Annotated in this window: 18 protein-coding genes, 1 tRNA gene and 1 other RNA gene; all 20 read left to right on the top strand. The window is 32.8% G+C overall.

Features of this window, described 5'->3' with window-relative positions; genetic code table 4:
* Positions 1-40 precede the first annotated feature (40 nt).
* The 20 genes from rpsO (at position 41) to K4L35_RS01795 (ending at position 17,546) form a co-directional block, all read left to right on the top strand.
* Positions 41-307 (top strand): 30S ribosomal protein S15, encoded by a 267-nt coding sequence (gene rpsO / locus K4L35_RS01890; protein ID WP_221617261.1) that lies wholly within the window; start codon positions 41-43, stop codon positions 305-307.
* A gap of 89 nt (positions 308-396) precedes the next feature.
* Positions 397-1,371: a recombinase RecA gene (gene recA, locus K4L35_RS01885; protein ID WP_221617259.1), complete on the top strand. Its 975-nt coding sequence runs from the start codon at positions 397-399 to the stop codon at positions 1,369-1,371.
* Positions 1,372-1,409: 38 nt separating this feature from the next.
* Complete coding sequence (locus tag K4L35_RS01880; protein ID WP_221617258.1) at positions 1,410-2,240, top strand: TIGR00282 family metallophosphoesterase; 831 nt, start codon at positions 1,410-1,412, stop codon at positions 2,238-2,240.
* A gap of 51 nt (positions 2,241-2,291) precedes the next feature.
* Positions 2,292-2,388, top strand: an RNA gene (ffs, locus tag K4L35_RS01875) — signal recognition particle sRNA small type.
* A gap of 47 nt (positions 2,389-2,435) precedes the next feature.
* Positions 2,436-2,512, top strand: a tRNA-Arg gene (locus K4L35_RS01870).
* 36 nt (positions 2,513-2,548) lie between these two features.
* Positions 2,549-4,525 (top strand): excinuclease ABC subunit UvrB, encoded by a 1,977-nt coding sequence (uvrB, locus tag K4L35_RS01865; protein WP_221617257.1) that lies wholly within the window; start codon positions 2,549-2,551, stop codon positions 4,523-4,525.
* Between the two features lie 91 nt (positions 4,526-4,616).
* Positions 4,617-7,463: an excinuclease ABC subunit UvrA gene (gene uvrA / locus K4L35_RS01860; protein ID WP_221617256.1), complete on the top strand. Its 2,847-nt coding sequence runs from the start codon at positions 4,617-4,619 to the stop codon at positions 7,461-7,463.
* A gap of 38 nt (positions 7,464-7,501) precedes the next feature.
* Positions 7,502-8,425 carry an HPr(Ser) kinase/phosphatase gene (hprK, locus tag K4L35_RS01855; protein ID WP_221617255.1) on the top strand — a complete coding sequence of 308 codons (924 nt, stop codon included), beginning with the start codon at positions 7,502-7,504 and terminating at the stop codon, positions 8,423-8,425.
* Position 8,426: 1 nt separating this feature from the next.
* Positions 8,427-9,407 carry a prolipoprotein diacylglyceryl transferase gene (lgt, locus tag K4L35_RS01850; protein ID WP_221617254.1) on the top strand — a complete coding sequence of 327 codons (981 nt, stop codon included), beginning with the start codon at positions 8,427-8,429 and terminating at the stop codon, positions 9,405-9,407.
* Positions 9,400-10,329, top strand: a complete 930-nt coding sequence (locus K4L35_RS01845) for an NAD(P)/FAD-dependent oxidoreductase (protein ID WP_221617253.1) — start codon at positions 9,400-9,402, stop codon at positions 10,327-10,329. Before lgt ends, K4L35_RS01845 begins: the two co-directional genes overlap by 8 nt.
* Positions 10,330-10,478: 149 nt before the next feature.
* A complete protein-coding gene (gene secY / locus K4L35_RS01840; protein WP_221617252.1) occupies positions 10,479-11,885 on the top strand; it encodes a preprotein translocase subunit SecY in 1,407 nt (468 codons plus the stop codon).
* On the top strand, positions 11,879-12,526 hold the full coding sequence (locus K4L35_RS01835) for a nucleoside monophosphate kinase (protein ID WP_221617251.1): 648 nt from the start codon (positions 11,879-11,881) through the stop codon (positions 12,524-12,526). Before secY ends, K4L35_RS01835 begins: the two co-directional genes overlap by 7 nt.
* A 57-nt stretch (positions 12,527-12,583) precedes the next feature.
* Positions 12,584-13,333, top strand: coding sequence for a type I methionyl aminopeptidase (gene map / locus K4L35_RS01830; protein ID WP_221617250.1), 750 nt, complete (start codon positions 12,584-12,586; stop codon positions 13,331-13,333).
* A 31-nt stretch (positions 13,334-13,364) separates the two neighbouring features.
* Positions 13,365-13,550: a translation initiation factor IF-1 gene (gene infA / locus K4L35_RS01825; protein ID WP_370629453.1), complete on the top strand. Its 186-nt coding sequence runs from the start codon at positions 13,365-13,367 to the stop codon at positions 13,548-13,550.
* A gap of 15 nt (positions 13,551-13,565) precedes the next feature.
* Entirely contained in the window at positions 13,566-13,679 is a 114-nt protein-coding gene (rpmJ, locus tag K4L35_RS01820; protein ID WP_221617248.1) for a 50S ribosomal protein L36, read from the top strand.
* Between the two features lie 8 nt (positions 13,680-13,687).
* The gene (rpsM, locus tag K4L35_RS01815; protein WP_221617247.1) at positions 13,688-14,056 is read left to right on the top strand and encodes a 30S ribosomal protein S13; all 369 of its coding nucleotides are present in this window, start codon (positions 13,688-13,690) and stop codon (positions 14,054-14,056) included.
* A 2-nt stretch (positions 14,057-14,058) separates the two neighbouring features.
* Positions 14,059-14,445: a 30S ribosomal protein S11 gene (rpsK, locus tag K4L35_RS01810; RefSeq protein ID WP_221617246.1), complete on the top strand. Its 387-nt coding sequence runs from the start codon at positions 14,059-14,061 to the stop codon at positions 14,443-14,445.
* Positions 14,446-14,473: 28 nt separating this feature from the next.
* A complete protein-coding gene (locus K4L35_RS01805; protein WP_221617245.1) occupies positions 14,474-15,478 on the top strand; it encodes a DNA-directed RNA polymerase subunit alpha in 1,005 nt (334 codons plus the stop codon).
* 1 nt (position 15,479) lies between these two features.
* A complete protein-coding gene (rplQ, locus tag K4L35_RS01800) occupies positions 15,480-15,851 on the top strand; it encodes a 50S ribosomal protein L17 (protein ID WP_221617244.1) in 372 nt (123 codons plus the stop codon).
* 282 nt (positions 15,852-16,133) lie between these two features.
* Positions 16,134-17,546 carry a hypothetical protein gene (locus K4L35_RS01795; RefSeq protein ID WP_221617243.1) on the top strand — a complete coding sequence of 471 codons (1,413 nt, stop codon included), beginning with the start codon at positions 16,134-16,136 and terminating at the stop codon, positions 17,544-17,546.
* Positions 17,547-17,573: the final 27 nt, after the last annotated feature.

Here is a 17,573-nt window from a genome sequence, read left to right as displayed (position 1 = left end):
TTGCTTGGGTGAAACTTAATTACAAAAATTAGGAGCAAAAATGATTAACAAAGCAACAAAAGCCGAATTAGTTAAAAAATACGGTAAAGACGCTAAAGACACAGGGAACATCGTTGTTCAAATCGCTATCTTAACAGCTGACATCGAGGCTCTAAAACCTCACTTTTTAGCAAACCCAAAAGACAAACACTCACGTCGTGGATTTATGGCTAAAATTTCAAAACGTCGTACTTTATTACAACACTTAAAAGGTGAAAACCTAGAAGCTTACAACAAAGCACTTGTTGACTTCGGGCTACGTAAATAATAAAATAGTGCACAAGCACTATTTTTTTACTTATTTTTTCCACTTTTGATCGAATTTTAAATATTTTCACAATTATATAGTGAGGTATTATGGAAACAAAAGAAAAAGATATTTTAATAAAAGATGCATTAAAGGAAATTGAAAAAAAATTTGGTAAAGAATCTATCATGCTTTTAGGCAATGAAGAAAACTTAGAAATCGAAACATTTTCTTCAGGTAGTTATAAATTAAACAAAATTTTAGGTATTAAGGGATTTCCTAAAGGTCGTATCATCGAGATTTATGGTCCTGAAAGTTCAGGTAAAACTACTATTGCACTTCACACAATTTCAGAAGTTCAAAAAAATGGTGGAATAGCTGCGTTTATCGACGCTGAGCATTCAATAGACCCTGTTTATTGCAAAAATATAGGTGTTGATATAGACAACCTAATTTTAAGTCAACCCGATTCAGGAGAGCAAGGTTTGGAAATTGTTGATATTTTAGCAAAAAACGGCAATATCGACTTAATTGTCGTTGATTCTGTTGCTGCTTTAGTGCCTGAAGCAGAGCTTAATGGAGATATGACAGACCAACAAATTGGTGCTCAAGCAAGAATGATGTCTAAAGCACTTCGTAAGATCACAGGAAACTTAAATAAAAATAAAACTACTGTAATTTTTATTAATCAAATAAGAGAAAAAGTGGGTGTTATTTTTGGAAATCCCGAAACAACAGCAGGAGGTAAAGCACTTAAGTTTTACTCTTCAATCAGGTTAGAAGTAAGAAAATCAACAAATCTAGTTGAAGATAAAAGTGTTGTTGGTAATTTGATTAAGTTAAAAGTTGTTAAAAACAAACTAGCTGCCCCTTACACAACTGCTGAAACTGAAATCGTATTTGCTAAAGGTATTGACAAAGTTTCTGAGCTAATTGATCTGGCGCAAGAACAAGGTTTGATTCTCAAAAAAGGTGCTTGATTACAATATAAAGATAAATCAGTAATGGGTAAAAAAGCATTCAGAGATTTACTTGAGCAAGACTCAGAATTACTCAAAGAACTTGAATCAGAAATTTTGACATAAACTGATATTTTTAAATTAATGTATTTATAATAATAAATATGAATTACTCAAAAGCTAATAAAATCAAAATTCTTTTTATCGGAGACATTTTTGGAGAAAAAGGGATTGAAGCATGTAAAAAAGTAATCCCTTACTTAAAAAATAAGCACAAAATTGACTTTATTATTGCCCAAGGTGAGAATGTATCTGGGCGCAAAGGTTTGAATGTTGCTGATTATCAAACACTTAAAGAATTAGGTATAAACGCAATTACGATGGGTAATCACGTTTGAGCAAATTCAGAAATTTACAGCATAATTGACGACTCTGATATTATTAGACCTGCAAATATTTCTAATAGTTACCCTGGAGTGGGGTCTAAAGTATTTGATGTAAAAGGTCAAAAATTGAGAGTAACTTCAATTATGGGGATAACTTTTAATAAGTTATTTTTACCTTGAAAAGAAGAGCAAGCTGAAAATTTCTTTGATGCTATTGATGAAATTATAAGTGTTGATAATGCTGATTATCACTTTGTTGATTTCCATGGTGAAACTACAAGCGAAAAATACGTTTTCTCCTTGTATGTAGATGGAAAAGTAGACGCATTAGTTGGCACACATACTCACGTTCAAACAAACGACGCTCAAGTTCTTCCACAAAAAACACAACTAGTATCGGATGCTGGTATGACAGGACCTTATCAATCAGCAATTGGTGCTAACTTTGATGAAGTTTATGAAAGAATGCGTTTTGAAAGAAGTGCAAAATTTAAATCCTCGGATAATGACCCCCAATTTAACGGTGTTATATTTACACTTTCAAAAAGCAAGAAACCAAAACCACCAAAACTAATAAATTACAATCCACAAAAAATCCAAAAAATTTAATTTTTGATTAATTAGCAAAATCAAAAAACTAATAAGCATTTATTTATTATAATTATAGAGCCACAGAACAATAACCTGGTAACCTGGTCAGGGCTTAACAGCAGCAGCCACATCTGGAAGTGTTGTGTCTGTGGTTTTTTTATTTTTTAAAATTTGCACGCAAATTTCTAAAAAATGCTAAAATATATTTAGCGTGGTCGCGTAGCTCAGATGGACAGAGCACGAGCCTTCTAAGCTTGTGGTCAGAGGTTCGAATCCTCTCGTGATCGCCATTTTTTTTATTCTTTTTTATCATATATAATTGTTTTATGTCTTTATTTAAATTGAATGCTAACTATGAACCTTCAGGTGATCAACCAAAAGCAATTGAAGAAATCGTTAATGGTTTGAAATCGAATTTAAAACACCAAGTTCTTGAAGGGGTCACAGGATCTGGTAAAACTTTTGCGATGGCGAATATTATTGCAAAAATGGATCGGCCTGTATTGATTTTGTCTCATACCAAAACCCTTGCTAGTCAGTTATATTCAGAATTTAAAACATTCTTTCCCGAAAATGCTGTTGAATATTTTGTCAGTTATTTTGACTATTATTTACCAGAGTCATACAGTCCTGCAACAGATACATACGTTGAAAAAAGTTCTAAGACAAACCAGGATATTGAATTAATGAGAATGTCAACGATGAACTCGTTATTAACAAGAAAAGATGTAATTGTTGTGGCTTCTGTATCAGCAATTTATGGTGCTTTAAATCCAGCTGAGTATCAAAAATCCACTTTTGAAATCTTTTTAGGACAAGAGTTTGGACATAAACAGTTTATTAATCAACTTGTCAAGATTAAGTATGATAGAAACGATACTGCAAATACACCTGGGACATTTACAGTTAAAGGTGATACAGTAATAATTACGCCTGCCGATGCTGAAGGATATTTGATTCGTGTTGATTTTATGTTTGATGAAATAGCAGCTATTCAACATATTGATCCTCTGAATAAAACTGTAATTAAGTCTTTTAAGACATATCACATATATCCTGGTGAAGCTTATGCAGTTGAAAATTCGATATTTGACACGATAATTCCTAAAATTGAGAATGAACTTGAAAAAAGAGTCGCTGAATTTAAAAAAGAAGGCAAATTCGAAGCAGCAGAAAGAATCCATCAAAGAGTAAAACAAGACATTGATGACATGAAAAACTTTGGTTTTTGTAAAGGTATTGAAAATTACTCAATGTACCTAGATCAAAGGGATTTTGGCGAAACTCCTTATACAATTTTTGACTACTTTCCAAAGGATGGGTTGATATTTATCGATGAGTCGCATATGATGGTTTCTCAGCTTGGAGGTATGCATGGTGGCGATCAATCTCGTAAACAAAATCTTGTAGATTTTGGTTTTAGACTACCAAGTGCAAAAGAAAACAGACCTCTTCGTTTTGATGAATTTGAAAACCAAGTAGGGATGCAAAGACTATACATATCAGCAACTCCTGGTTCTTATGAGTTGGACAAAACTTATGGAGTTGTTACTAAAATGTATGTTAGACCTACAGGTCTTGTGGATCCAATTATTGAAGTTCGACCTGAATTAGGTCAAATGGACGATTTAGAAGAAGAGCTAAAAAAACAGATCGCAAAAAATGAAAGAACTTTCATTTTAACAAGAACAAAGAGTAATTCAGAATTCTTGTCAAACACATTGATTGAAAAGGGTTATAAATGTGCCTATATTCATAGTGATCACACCACTTTTGAAAGAAATGAAATCTTGCGTAAATTAAGAAAAGGTGTCTATGATGTAGTTGTCGGAATTAACTTACTTAGAGAAGGTATTGACGTTCCAGAAGTTTCGTTAGTGGCTGTAATCGAGGCGAATATGGCTGGTTTATCTAGGGATAGATCAAGTTTAATTCAAATTGCAGGTCGTGCAGCACGTAATGCAAACGGTCGCGTTATTTTTTATGCTGACACAATTTCAAACCCCATGAAAGAGGCGATTGAAGACAATAAGCAAAAACGTCAAATTCAGCTTGAATACAACAAGAAACATAACATTACTCCTAAAACGATTATCAAACCAATACCTGAACCAATTCAAGGTCATGACATTATGAATGCTGTCGAGCTTGTCATGAACAAAACAGGTAAAAAAGGTTCTGAATCTCAGATAAAAGACACGATTGAAGAATTGAGAAAACAAATGAACGAAGCTGCAAAAGCTCAGGATTTTGAAAGAGCGATCGAATTGAGAGACATCATAATCGAAATGGAAAAAAAATAACAAAAAACGCCGTTTTTTGTATAGAAAAACGGTTTTTTATTTTTTTTAATATAATAAAAACAATATATTTGATACTAAATTGGAGGCAAATATGCACGATAATGAGAAATTTTTAGATATCAAAGGAGCTCGTGAAAATAATTTAAAAAACATTTCTTTAAAAATACCAAAAAATAAGTTGGTTGTTTTAACAGGTCTTTCTGGTTCAGGTAAGTCTTCGCTTGCCTTTAACACTATTTATGAAGAAGGTAGAAGAAGATATGTGGATTCGTTAGGTTCTTATGCAAGAATGTTTTTAGGTGGAACAAGCAAACCCGATGTTGATAGTATTGACGGACTAAGCCCTTCAATTTCAATTGAACAAAAAACCACTCACAATAATCCTCGTTCAACAGTAGGGACTGTTACCGAAATTTATGACTATTTTAGACTACTTTTTGCCAGAGTTGGTAAACCTTTTTGTCCTACTCACAAGATCGAAATTTCTTCACAAACAACAAAAGATATTATTGATTCAATTTTTGAAAATCCTGAAAATGCAAAATTAATCATTTATGCACCTGTTGTTGAAAACGAAAAAGGTACTCATGCAAACTTACTTGCCAAATTGCAAAAAGAAGGATATATTCGTGTTCGTGTAGACGGACAAAGTATGCTTCTAGAAGATGAAATAAAGTTAGAAAAAAATCAAAGACACAATATTGAACTTACAATTGATCGTTTAGTTTTAAAAGAAGAAAACAGATTAAGAATTGCTACAGCTGTTGATATTGCTGCAGAAAAATCAGGTGGAACAGTAATTGTAGAAAATGTTGATACTGGTGAAATGAAAACTTATTCAAAAACACACTCATGTCCATATAAAGATTTTGATATGCCACCAATTGAAACCAGATTGTTTTCATTTAACTCACCGTTCGGAATGTGTGATAACTGTAAAGGTTTAGGTGTAGATTTAAAAGCTAGCTTTGATGCGATTGTGCCTGAGGATTGAAGAACAATCAAAGATGGTGGGATCAAAATTTTTGAAAACACCTATGGAACAATGAATTTAGAATGACAAGAGTTTAAAGTAATGCTTGATTATTACGATATACCGGTTGATTTACCAATTTCAGACATGACTAAAAAGCAAATAGAAATCATTAGTTATGGTTCAACAGAGGAAATCGAATTCGTCCTTGAAACAGTTAATGGAAATAAAGTTCGAAGATCAAAAATGATCGAAGGTATCATAAACAAAATTGAAAGACAATATATCGAAACTTCAAGTGAACAAGTTAGAGATTACTTGAAAAAATATATGCGTACTTTCCCTTGTTCACAATGTAAAGGTTCAAGATTAAACAAAAAAGCAATGTCTGTTTTAGTTCATGGCATGAACATTTACGACTTAACAAAAATGTCAATTGATGACTGTCTTGCTAAGTTTGCAGAAATTCCATTTACCGAAGTAGAAAAAAGTATTGGTAATTTAATACTTAATGAAATTAATAATCGTCTAAGTTTCTTAAAAAACGTAGGTTTAGATTATTTAACTTTAAATAGAACAGCTGAAACTTTAAGTGGTGGAGAATCACAGAGAATTAGACTTGCAACACAAATTGGTTCAAACCTTTCAGGTGTTTTATATGTTTTAGATGAACCTTCAATCGGATTGCACCAGAAAGATAACCAAAAGTTAATTGATGCACTTAGAAAAATGGTAGAAATTGGTAATACTTTAATCGTTGTTGAGCATGACGAGGAAACAATTTTTGCTGCCGATTACGTTGTTGATATCGGACCTGGAGCTGGTGTTCACGGTGGTGAAGTTGTGGCTGCTGGTAAAGTAGATGAAGTTGCTAAAGTTGAAAATTCGATTACAGGACAGTACTTATCGGGAAAAATGAAAATTGAAGTTCCACTTTCAAGGCGTTCAGGTAATGGACAAGTGATTGTAATCAAAGGGGCTCAAGAAAATAACTTAAAAGATATTGATGTCAAAATTCCACTTGGAAAACTTGTTGCAGTAACAGGTGTTTCAGGTTCAGGAAAATCAACACTAGTAAACTCAATTCTTGTGAGTGGTATTGAAAGTGCTCTTGGAATGGCGAGTGCTCAAGATTCAAAAAGAGCAAAATTTGACTCAATATCTGGTTTACACAACGTTGACAAGATTATTGCTGTTTCACAATCACCGATTGGTAGAACGCCAAGATCTAACCCAGCAACATATGTCGGTGTATTTGATGAAATTAGAGAAGTCTTTTCAGCTGTTGAAGAATCAAGAAATCGTGGATACACAAAATCAAGATTCAGTTTTAACGTTTCTGGTGGTAGATGTGAAAAATGTAGTGGAGATGGATCGATCAAAATCGAAATGCACTTCCTGCCAGACGTTTTCATTCCTTGTGATCAATGTGACGGAAAAAGATACAACCATGAAACACTTGAAATTAAATACAACGGAAAAACAATTGCTGACGTGCTTGATATGACAGTTGATGAGGCAATGTTACTTTTTGATGCAAGACCAAAAATTAAAACAAGGCTTCAAACATTAAAAGATGTTGGATTGAGTTATATCAAACTTGGTCAAAGTTCAACAACACTTTCGGGTGGTGAAGCCCAACGTGTTAAATTAGCTCTTTATTTACAGAAAAAACCAACAGGTAAAACTATTTATGTTCTTGATGAACCAACAACAGGTTTACATACTCATGACGTTGCTCAATTAATCAAAATCTTAAACAGAATTGTTGACGGAGGTGATTCCATTGTTGTTATTGAACATAACTTAGATGTAATCAAATGTGCTGATTATATAGTTGATTTAGGTCCTGATGGTGGTGTCAATGGTGGTAGACTTGTTGCTAGTGGAACTCCTGAACAAGTTGCTGAAATTCCAGGAAGCTATACAGGTCAGTTTTTAAGTCAAATGCTGCAAAAGCGTTAATGTTTTAATATAATTAAAATATTAAAAATCGAGGTTTTATGCAAGATAGAAAAGTAAGTGTTGAAACGATAATAGATCGTTTTGACCTAAATATAATAAATAAAGATGAAATCAAAGAGTACGGGCAAATTTATGCTCCTTCAATAAAAAGAGTAGGTCTTGAGTTAACAAGAAGCGTTGACAACAGATTATGTGCTAGAAACGTGATTGCTTGAGGTACAACAGAAAGTGAATGATTTGAGTCTATAGGACAGTCAAATTCATCACTTGCTCTTGAGCATGTATTTTCAGCAAATCCACCTTTAATCATTTTGTCAAAAGGTGTTTCTGACGAAGTTAAAAACTGAATAGTTGAAATTGCTAATAAGTACCAAGTTCCTGTTGCTGCTGGTCAAAGTTCAACTGCGACAATTACAACAACTGTAGGGGCTTATTTAAACGACTATTGATCTGAAGAAGTGCAGGTGCACGGATGTTTAGTTTTAATTGGTGGAGTTGGCGTAATGGTTGTTGGTCAAAGTGGTATTGGTAAATCAGAAGCAACACTAGATCTTGTACAACGTGGTCATGTATTTATCACTGATGACGCTGTTTTAGTGAAAATGGTAGGTCAAGAATTTGTTGGTAGATCCCCTTTTATTACTAGAAACTTTTTAGAAATAAGAGGTATTGGACCAATTGATATCAAATATACATACGGAGTTAATTCGGTTGCTGAATCAGCACAAATTAATCTTGTTGTCGAATTGGTACAAAAAAGTGCTCAAAATGAATTGGATAGACTAGGTGATGAGTTCTTAAAATACCCAATTTTAAATTCACACATTAAGAAAATTCAAATCCCAGTTAAAGACGGAAGCAACACAGCTTCGCTAATTGAAGCTGCCGTCAGTTCTTATCTTGTAAGAAAAGAAGGAAAAAGCATAATTTCAGAAATAAACAAAAGAGCGATGGAGAGTTAAGATGGAAAATCAAATTTGAAAACCAGAATACGCATTTACGCCAGGCGAAAACACACCACTTTTCACAATCGGAAGTTATAGTGCTCACGTTTATTCATTCATGATTATGTTTGGTATTCTTGCTTCCGTTTTAACAATTGCTTTTTTCTGAATGCGTGAAAAATATAAAATTGAAACACTTTTAACACTTGTTATTATCACAATTCCGATGTCATTCATTGGAGCACGTTTAGGTTATGTAATTGAAGCTCTAATTTATCAAGAAAATCCATTTCAAAATAGTGCTTGATGAAAGGTCTGAGAAGGTGGTCTTTCGATTCAAGGTGGTATTATTGTAGCGTTTATTGCTGATATGCTCTACGTTTACTACAAACGTAAAGAAATTGATATGAGAAAAGCAATGAGCTTTATCATTCCAACTATTTTAATTGGTCAAGTGATCGGTCGTTGAGGAAATTACGCTAATCATGAGGTTTATGGTCAAATCGACTGAACCGGTAAAAGCGTTTTAATCTTTGGAAAAAATTTTGCAAGCAATATGTTCATCACAGATTCATATTCAAAAGCAATCTTAAACTCAGATGAAGGAGCCTACAGAGTTCCATTATTCTTATATGAAAGTCTTTTAAACTTAGTAGGATACTTAATCATTGTTTGAGTATTTAATCTATTTGGGATATTTAAACCAGGTTCGACTTCAGGTTTATACTTCTTCTTCTATGGTATTGTCAGAATAGTTATGGAACCAATGCGTCAAGAGTCATTTGGTCTTTATACCTATACAGCAGCAATATTCATCATTTTTGGAGCTCTTTTATTCATTTACTTTCAGTTTCTTTCAAGAGTTTTATACAAAAAAGAGTGAAAAAAATATTACTATACATACACAATGATTAATCAAGAACAATACAACCTTTGAGTTGATAAAACATGCTTAGTTACAATGTTGAAAAGAAAATTTAAAAAGGTAAAAAATGTCTAATATTAAAGATCTGATCATAATTGGTGGGGGACCTGCAGGTCTTAATGCAGCCCTTTATGCATCACGCGCAAACGTTGATGTTGTTTTTGTTGAAAAAGGTGCACCAGGTGGTAAGCTATCATCAACTTGAAAAATTGAAAACTGACTAGGAACAGTGCTAACAGAAGGTTGAGAGTTGGCAACACAGTTTTACAACCATGCTATAAAATACGGTGCTACTCACAAGTACGGGAAAGTTGAATCTGTTCAAAAGAATGACCAAAACAACTTGTTTGAAGTGTTTTTAGAAAATGGTGAAAAACTTTTATCAAAAACAGTTTTAGTATCGACAGGAACAGAAAATAGAAAACCTACTTTTATTGAAAACTTTATGCAATTTGAAAACAGAGGTGTAAGCTACTGTGCAATTTGCGACGGACCACTTTTTGCAAAACAACCAACAATCGTTTTAGGTGGTGGTAATTCAGCTGTTGAAGAATCAGCGTATTTAAGTAAAATTGCTTCACAAGTCTATCTTGTAGTTAAAGACGAAGAATTTACTGCTGAAAAAAGTCTTGTCGAAGAGCTTCAAAAACTGGAAAACGTAAAAGTATTCTTTAGCTCACAAATTACAAAATTAGAAGGTTCTGATTCTCTTGAAGCAGCTTATGTAAAATTGGCAGATGGTAGCGAAATCAAATTAGATGTTGCATCATTTTTCCCTTACATTGGAATGATCCCACAAACTAACTTTGTTAAAGATCTTGGGGTCACAAATGATCACGGATACATTCTTGTTAATGACAAGATGGAAACTAGTGTAAAAGGTTTATATGCAGCTGGGGATGTTATTGACAAAAAAGTCAGACAAATTGTTACAGCAGCTGGCGATGGAGCAACAGCAGCTAAAAGTATTTCTGATTACTTAAACACACTTAATTAGTTTTAACCCTTATTCACAGTAAAAAAAGAGTTTGCACAAGAACTCTTTTTTATTTTTTTACTTATAAATCAATTGTGAAATTAAAGCTCAAACAAAACGCCAAAAAAATATTTTTTTAGTATAATAAAAGTAATTTATTAGAGGTATAAGTGAAGAATTTACTTTTTTCCATTCAAAATAGCTTTTACAGAATCAAAACATCAGTTGGTTCATTTTTTTCTTCAAAAGATTTACCTAAAAAAATAGCTTACACAATTTTACTTTTATCAATCTACATTGTTGGCACAACAATTACTGTTCCTTTTGTATCTCTAAGGGCAGGTCAAAGTTTATCTTCTAACTCATTTTTTGATACTTTAAACCTTGTTGGTGGAGGTGGGTTAACTCAATTCTCCATTTTTGCCCTTGGTATAAGCCCATTTATTAACGCTTCGCTAATCATGATGGTTCTACAATCTAAACTGTTCCCACCTATTTACAGGCTTGGACAATCAGGACCTCAAGGTAGAAGAAAAATTAATATTATCACTAGAATTATCACGATATGTATCGCTATACCTCAATCGATATTCTTAAGTCAATCGTTATCTTCGGGAGCTAACCCATTTATTGAAATTAAAGAAAACGCTTACTTTTCAATCGGGGTAATTAGATTCCTAATAATTCCACTTACATTATCTGCTGCTTCTTTATTTGCTGTTTTCCTTTCAGAGCAAATTACAAATAAAGGTGTTGGTAATGGAACAAGTATGATTATCTTTGTTGGTATTGCATCAAGATTGCCTCAACAGTTCAAATCAGCCTACAACATTTTAATTGGAACAGGTGACACGGAAGGTATTTTTGTTCGTGTACTTAACTTTTCAACTTACATTCTTGTTTACTTAATTGTGATTTTAATTGTTGCTATTGTTTATAACTCTGAACGTCATATACCAATTCAGCAAGTTGGAGCAGGTAGATCAAGAAACGTTAAGGAAATGGGTAGATTACCAATAAAACTTAACCCTGGTGGTGTTATGCCTGCAATTTTTGCGATGATGGTTATTTCATTCCCAACAATGATTGCTAATGTATTGCCTGAAGATAACTATCCAAGATACTGAATTTTAAATAACTTACAATTCACAAAACCAATTGGGCTAGGTCTACTTGTACTTCTTACATTCTGCTTATCATTGTTAATGGGTATACAACAATCGAGAGTTGATCGGATTGCTGAAGATTTTGCAAAATCAGGTACATTCATTCCAGGTGTTAGACCTGGAGAAGAAACTCAAGACTACTTAATCGGGATTGTATTTAGATTAAGCATTTTTAGTGGTTTATTCCTTGTCGCACTTGTTTCGATGCAATGATTACAAATTATTTTCGGTATTTTAGATCCTTCGATTGCTTTTGGTGGAACAGGACTATTAATCTTAGTTTCTGTCGCACTAGAAACTTGATCACAATTGAAGGCAAGAAATAAAACAAACAAATTGGCAAAAGCTAAAAAAGCTGCAAAAAAACTAACCTCAAGAAAATTAAGAAACGGAAGTGGTTTACTATGATAATCAAAAACAACATTATTTTTATGGGTCCTCCTGGCGTAGGTAAAGGGACAATTTCAGACGAAGTTGCTCACCATTCAAACCTTCACCACGTTTCAACAGGTGACATTTTTAGAGAACAAATCAAAAATCAAACTGAACTAGGAAAAAAAGTCCAAGAAATTGTTCAAGGTGGTGGTTATGTGCCTGATGAAATCACAAATGAAATCGTTAAAGCAAAAGTAATGGAACTGAACGAAAAAAATGAATTATTAATTTTAGACGGATATCCACGTACACTTGCGCAAGCAATGTACTTAGATTCCTTATCTACAGCACCATTCGTTATTTTCGAGCTTAAAGCATCAGACAAAACAGTACTAGAAAGATTAAGTGGAAGAAGAACTTGTCCAAACTGTAAAGCAAGTTACCACATCAAATTTAAACCATCATCAAAAGGTGATGTTTGTCAAAAATGTGACACAGAATTAGTGCAAAGAAAAGATGACCAAGAAGATGCAATCCAAAAAAGACTTGATATTTACAACAAACAAACAGCCCCACTTCTTGATTATTACAAATCACAAAACCGTTTAGTTGTAATAGAAGCAGAAGCTTTTCCTGAAGAGATTTTGAGTTCAATCTTTGAATTTTTAAAGAAATAATATAAAATATATATACAATTTGCCCGAACGGGTAAATTTGTCATTTTTTGAAATATTATGAGTAAATTAATAAAAACAAAACAAGAAATAGAAAAAATCACAAAAAGTTGTCAAATCTTGGCAGAAGTTAAACAAGTTGTTTACGACTTTGTAAGACCAGGTGTTTCATTAAAAGAAATAGATCAATTAGCTTTTAATGAAATAAAAAAAAGAGGTGCAAAACCTGCCTTTTTAGGACTGTACGGGTTTCCTGCTACAGCTTGCATCTCAGTTAATGATGAATTGATCCACGGTATACCAAGCGATTACATTGTTCAAGATGGAGACTTAATAAGTGTCGATCTAGGTTGTGTTTATCAAGGGTATAACAGTGATAGTGCATTTACCAAGGGTGTTGGTAATGTCTCAGAAGATGATTTGAAATTAATTGATGTCGCAAAAGTTGCGTTTGAAAAAGGTGTAGCTGCGATTAAACCAGGAGCAAGAGTTGGTGATATATCAAATGCGATTGGTAGTTATATTAAAAGTCAAAAGATGTTTACACCCGACGATTTTTGTGGGCACGGCATTGGAGCAAAATTACATGAAGATCCAAACGTCCCTAACGATGGTAAAAAAGGTACAGGACCTTTACTTAAAGACGGTATGGTTATCTGTATAGAACCTATGATTACCAAAGTTCCAAAAATTAAATATTTAAGTGACGGCTGAACAATCGCTTCAAGCGATGGTTCTAAGACTGCTCATTACGAACACACTGTATTAATTAAAAACGGAAAAGGTGTTGTTCTGACGAAAGGAATTTAAATTGGCAAAAGATGCACTTAAAGTTCAAGGAATAGTAGAAAAGGTTCACTCAACAGACCTTTACGAAGTAAAACTTGAAAACGGGCTAGTGGTTGAAGCTCACATCTCAGGAAAAATGCGTGTAAATCATATTCGTATCCTTCCTGGAGATTCAGTCGAAGTGGAATTAAGTCCTTATGATTTAGAAAAAGGGCGTATTACTTACCGTCATAAGTAATAACAAGGAGGAATAATGAAAGTTAGAGCAAGTGTTAAAAAAATGTGTAAAGACTGTAAAATCATTAAACGTCAAGGTGTTATTCGTGTAATTTGTACATTACCAAAACACAAACAAAGACAAGGATAGGAGAAATAATGGCCAGAATTTTAAACGTAGAAATCCCTAATGACAAACGTGTTGTTGTGTCATTAACATACATTTACGGTATCGGACCTGCTATTGCTAAAAGAATCTTAGCAACAGCTAAAGTTAGTGAAGATGCTCGTGTAAAAAGTTTATCTGAAGATGAACTATCAAGAATCCGTGAAGCTGCTAAAGAATATACAACAGAAGGTGACTTACGTAGAGAAGTTACATTAAACATCAAACGTTTAATGGAAATTAAATGCTACCGTGGAATTAGACACCGTAGAGGATTACCTGTTCGTGGACAATCAACTCAAAAGAATGCCCGTACACGTAAAGGTCCTAGAAAAACAGTTGCTGGAAAGAAAGGTAAATAATAATGGCTCGTAAAAGTAAAAAGAAAAATATTACTAGTGGTGTAGCTCACATCCACTCAACAAACCAAAACACAATTATCACTTTTGCAGATGAAGCTGGAAATGTTATTGCTTGATCATCAGCAGGAGCAATCGGATACAAAGGTACAAAGAAAAAAACTCCATATGCAGCAGGTTTAGCAGCAGCAGCAGCTTCTGAAGCAGCTAAAGAACATGGAATTAAAACTGTTAAAGTTGAACTTAAAGGATTAGGTTCAGGTAAAGACGCAGCGAGAAAACAAATCGAAGTGTCAGGTATTACTGTTACTGAAATTAAAGATGTTACACCAGTTCCACACAACGGAACAAGACCTCCAAAACGTGTTTTAAAACGTGAAAAGAAAAGATAATTTACCAAAGAATTAGAAAGTAGGACTCATGGAAAAGATGAAAAAATTAGAATATATCAAAATCCCTACAATTGAAAAAGTTAATGATTTTGAAACAACATTTGTTTTACAACCTCTAGAAAGAGGGTTTGGAAACACATTAGCAGTAGCATTAAGAAGAGTTCTTCTATCAAACATTACTTCTTTAGCACCTTTTGCAGTACGTATTGAAGGTGTTAATCACGAGTTTCAAGGAATTACAGGTGTAATCGAAGACGTTCCATCATTAATCATGAACTTAAGAAAAGTTCGTTTCACATATGACCCTGAGTTTGTTGGTGATGATGATATCATCAAAGTTGAACTAAGAGTTGAAGACACAGGATCAGTGACATCACGTCACCTACAAGTAGTAGATAATCCTAATGTTGAAATTTGCGACCAAAACATTCACATTGCAGAAGTAACACAACAAGGTGCACTAAAACTAGATATCTTCCTACGTCCAGGACGTGGATTTATGTCAAGTGAAGAAAACAAAGCCTTAGTTACAAAACTTGAGCCAGAATTAAACTCAAGATTGAAAAAAGCAAAATTTATTGCTGTTGATTCAAACTTCTCACCTGTTAAAAAAGTTTCATACACAATTGATGAGCTAAACTCAGCAAGCGTAAAAATTGAAGAAAAATTATTATTCAAAGTTGAAACAGACGGAACAGTTAAACCTGAAAGTGCAATTCAACAAGCATGTGAAATTTTAGTGGCACAATTTAAAGTGCTTGGAAACGTAAATGAAATGAAACTTGATGTTTTCTATGATGAAAAAGAACAAGAAGTAGAACCTACTGAAACTGATTTAGATATTAACCAATTAAACTTATCAGTTCGTTCATTGAATGCACTAAGAAGAATCGGAAAATCAAAGATTTCTGAAGTTGCAGCAATGACATACGATGAACTTGAGCAAACTAAAAACCTTGGTAAAAAATCATTAGATGAAATCGTACAAAAAATTAATGAATACGGGTTTTCACTAAGAAAAGGAGATGAATAATATGGCAAATCCAAAACAAATTTATTCACGTGATACAAAATGAAGAAATGGTGTAATGCGTTCACTAACAAGTGAATTATTAGCTAACGGAAGAATTACAACAACAGTAACAAGAGCAAAAGAATTACGTAGAAAAGCTGAAAGAATGATTACAAAAGCTAAAAACCCAACTTTAGCAAATCGTCGTTTAGTTGCAGCATACCTACGTCCTTTAACAGTTAAAGTAGAAAAACAAGAAGTTGAATTACTAAAATACGTATTTGACACAGTCGCACCTAAATACAACGAAAGACAAGGTGGATACACAAGAATTATTAAGTTACCAAAACGTCAAGGTGACAACACAAGAATGGCAATTATTGAACTTGTTTAATTTCCCTTTTAATCAACCATCAAAACATCACTGCTGTGATGTTTTTTAATATAACTTTTTCACTTATTAACAATCACCCATTTTTCTAATTGTTAATAACTTTTAGTTTTTTTAGTAATTTGGTTATTAACTTGTTTAGAACTTGTTATATAAAATGTTAACGGAATGAATAAAAGAAAAACTGGAAAATTTCCACTTTTATATTTAGTTTTATTTAAAAACATTTTACCTATGGTTACTTTTATATAATTTATTTGTGAAAAAAATTTTCGAGGAGTAAAAATGAAAACAAAAAATTTATTAAATTTATTACAAAACGTGGAAGGCACAACACAATTAGGTGCTAGTATAGTTCATACTGCACAACCAAATACAAATGTTATAAAGGCGAAAGAGCAGAGTAGTTATCAATTAACTATAGATTTAAATAACCCAAGTATTTCAAAAATAGTCAATAACAATGAATTACTAAGCAAAATTTTAGATAAAAAAACATCTACTAAAAGTATAGTTAGCCAGTTGACTAAAACTGAATTTGAAACAATGTTATATACAATCATAGAAAACAGTTTTTCAAATAATAACATTCAAAAACAACAAATAAAACAAGAAATTTCGAAAAAAATAGACAATATGTATTCACTATACATAGCTCAAATGACAGAGAAAATTCTAGAAACTAAGAAAATTTTAAAAAATGTGGAAAAGGAATATGCCTCAAATTCAAAAAATTCAAAGTTTACATATGTTAGAACTTCATCGGGTAACGTTAATATAGAGTTGAATAATAAATACAAAAATTCTAAATATATTGGTTTACAAATTGATGAAATAAATAGAACTTCAAATGAAGTCGAAAGTATAAGGGCAAAACTAAGTGAGAATCATGAATTTTATTCAAATATATTAAGGACAATTATAAAATTGGATAATTTCAGTACAGTAGTAAGTTTTCTGTCAGGAATTGCAGGAGCTTTCGTATTTATTACAGGTATTGGTGCAGCTGCTTCTCCGTTTTTATTTGGGACATCAGTGGCTACTGCAGCAGTATCTGGTGGTTTATCATTAGCCAAAACTTTCATAAAACAAAAATTAGTAATCACCGAGGAAAATATGGGTTTAATAGAAATTTTCTTTGGCAAAGGTGTAGACAATTTCTTAAGTGTTCTAACCGATTTTAAGAATGGTTTAGATGCAGGAACAGGAGCCTTAAGGATAATAAGCAAAAAGCTTTTTAACAAAATTTCAGGATTTTTAGGTAAGACAGGAAGAGTATTAGGGTTCGCTGGTAGTTTATACTCTGTTATAACAGGAGTTCCAGCATTAGCTAACAATATTAGAGAACTTGATAAAATTTCTGAGAACGACAAAATCGCAGAACAATTTTTCGATGGTCTTTCTAATAAGGTTATGGAATTTATGGATATCATAGATATTTACAAAAGCACAGGCGTTAAATGAGTTGTCACAAACGAAACAAAACAAGAACTCGAATACGAAAAAGGCGGTTACGGAGGAAAAAATTTAGAATTCAGAAATGTTTTAACTGGTGAAACTTTCTCGATATCTGACCTTTTATACAAAACTCAGTTCGAGCTTAGACTTCTAGGTTTGCAAAAAGTCTATAATCCAGCTAGAGGAACATGATACGTAAGAACCTTAAAAAATAATATAGTGGTTGATAATCTAGGCTAAAAATGCTATTAATAAGCTTTGCAATAA

It is taken from the genome of Mycoplasma sp. Ms02 (genome assembly GCF_019720735.1).
In the GTDB taxonomy this organism is placed as follows: domain Bacteria; phylum Bacillota_I; class Bacilli_A; order Mycoplasmatales; family Metamycoplasmataceae; genus Mycoplasmopsis.
Note: the sequence above shows the minus strand (reverse complement) of the source record. Positions and strands in the feature narration are given on the sequence as shown.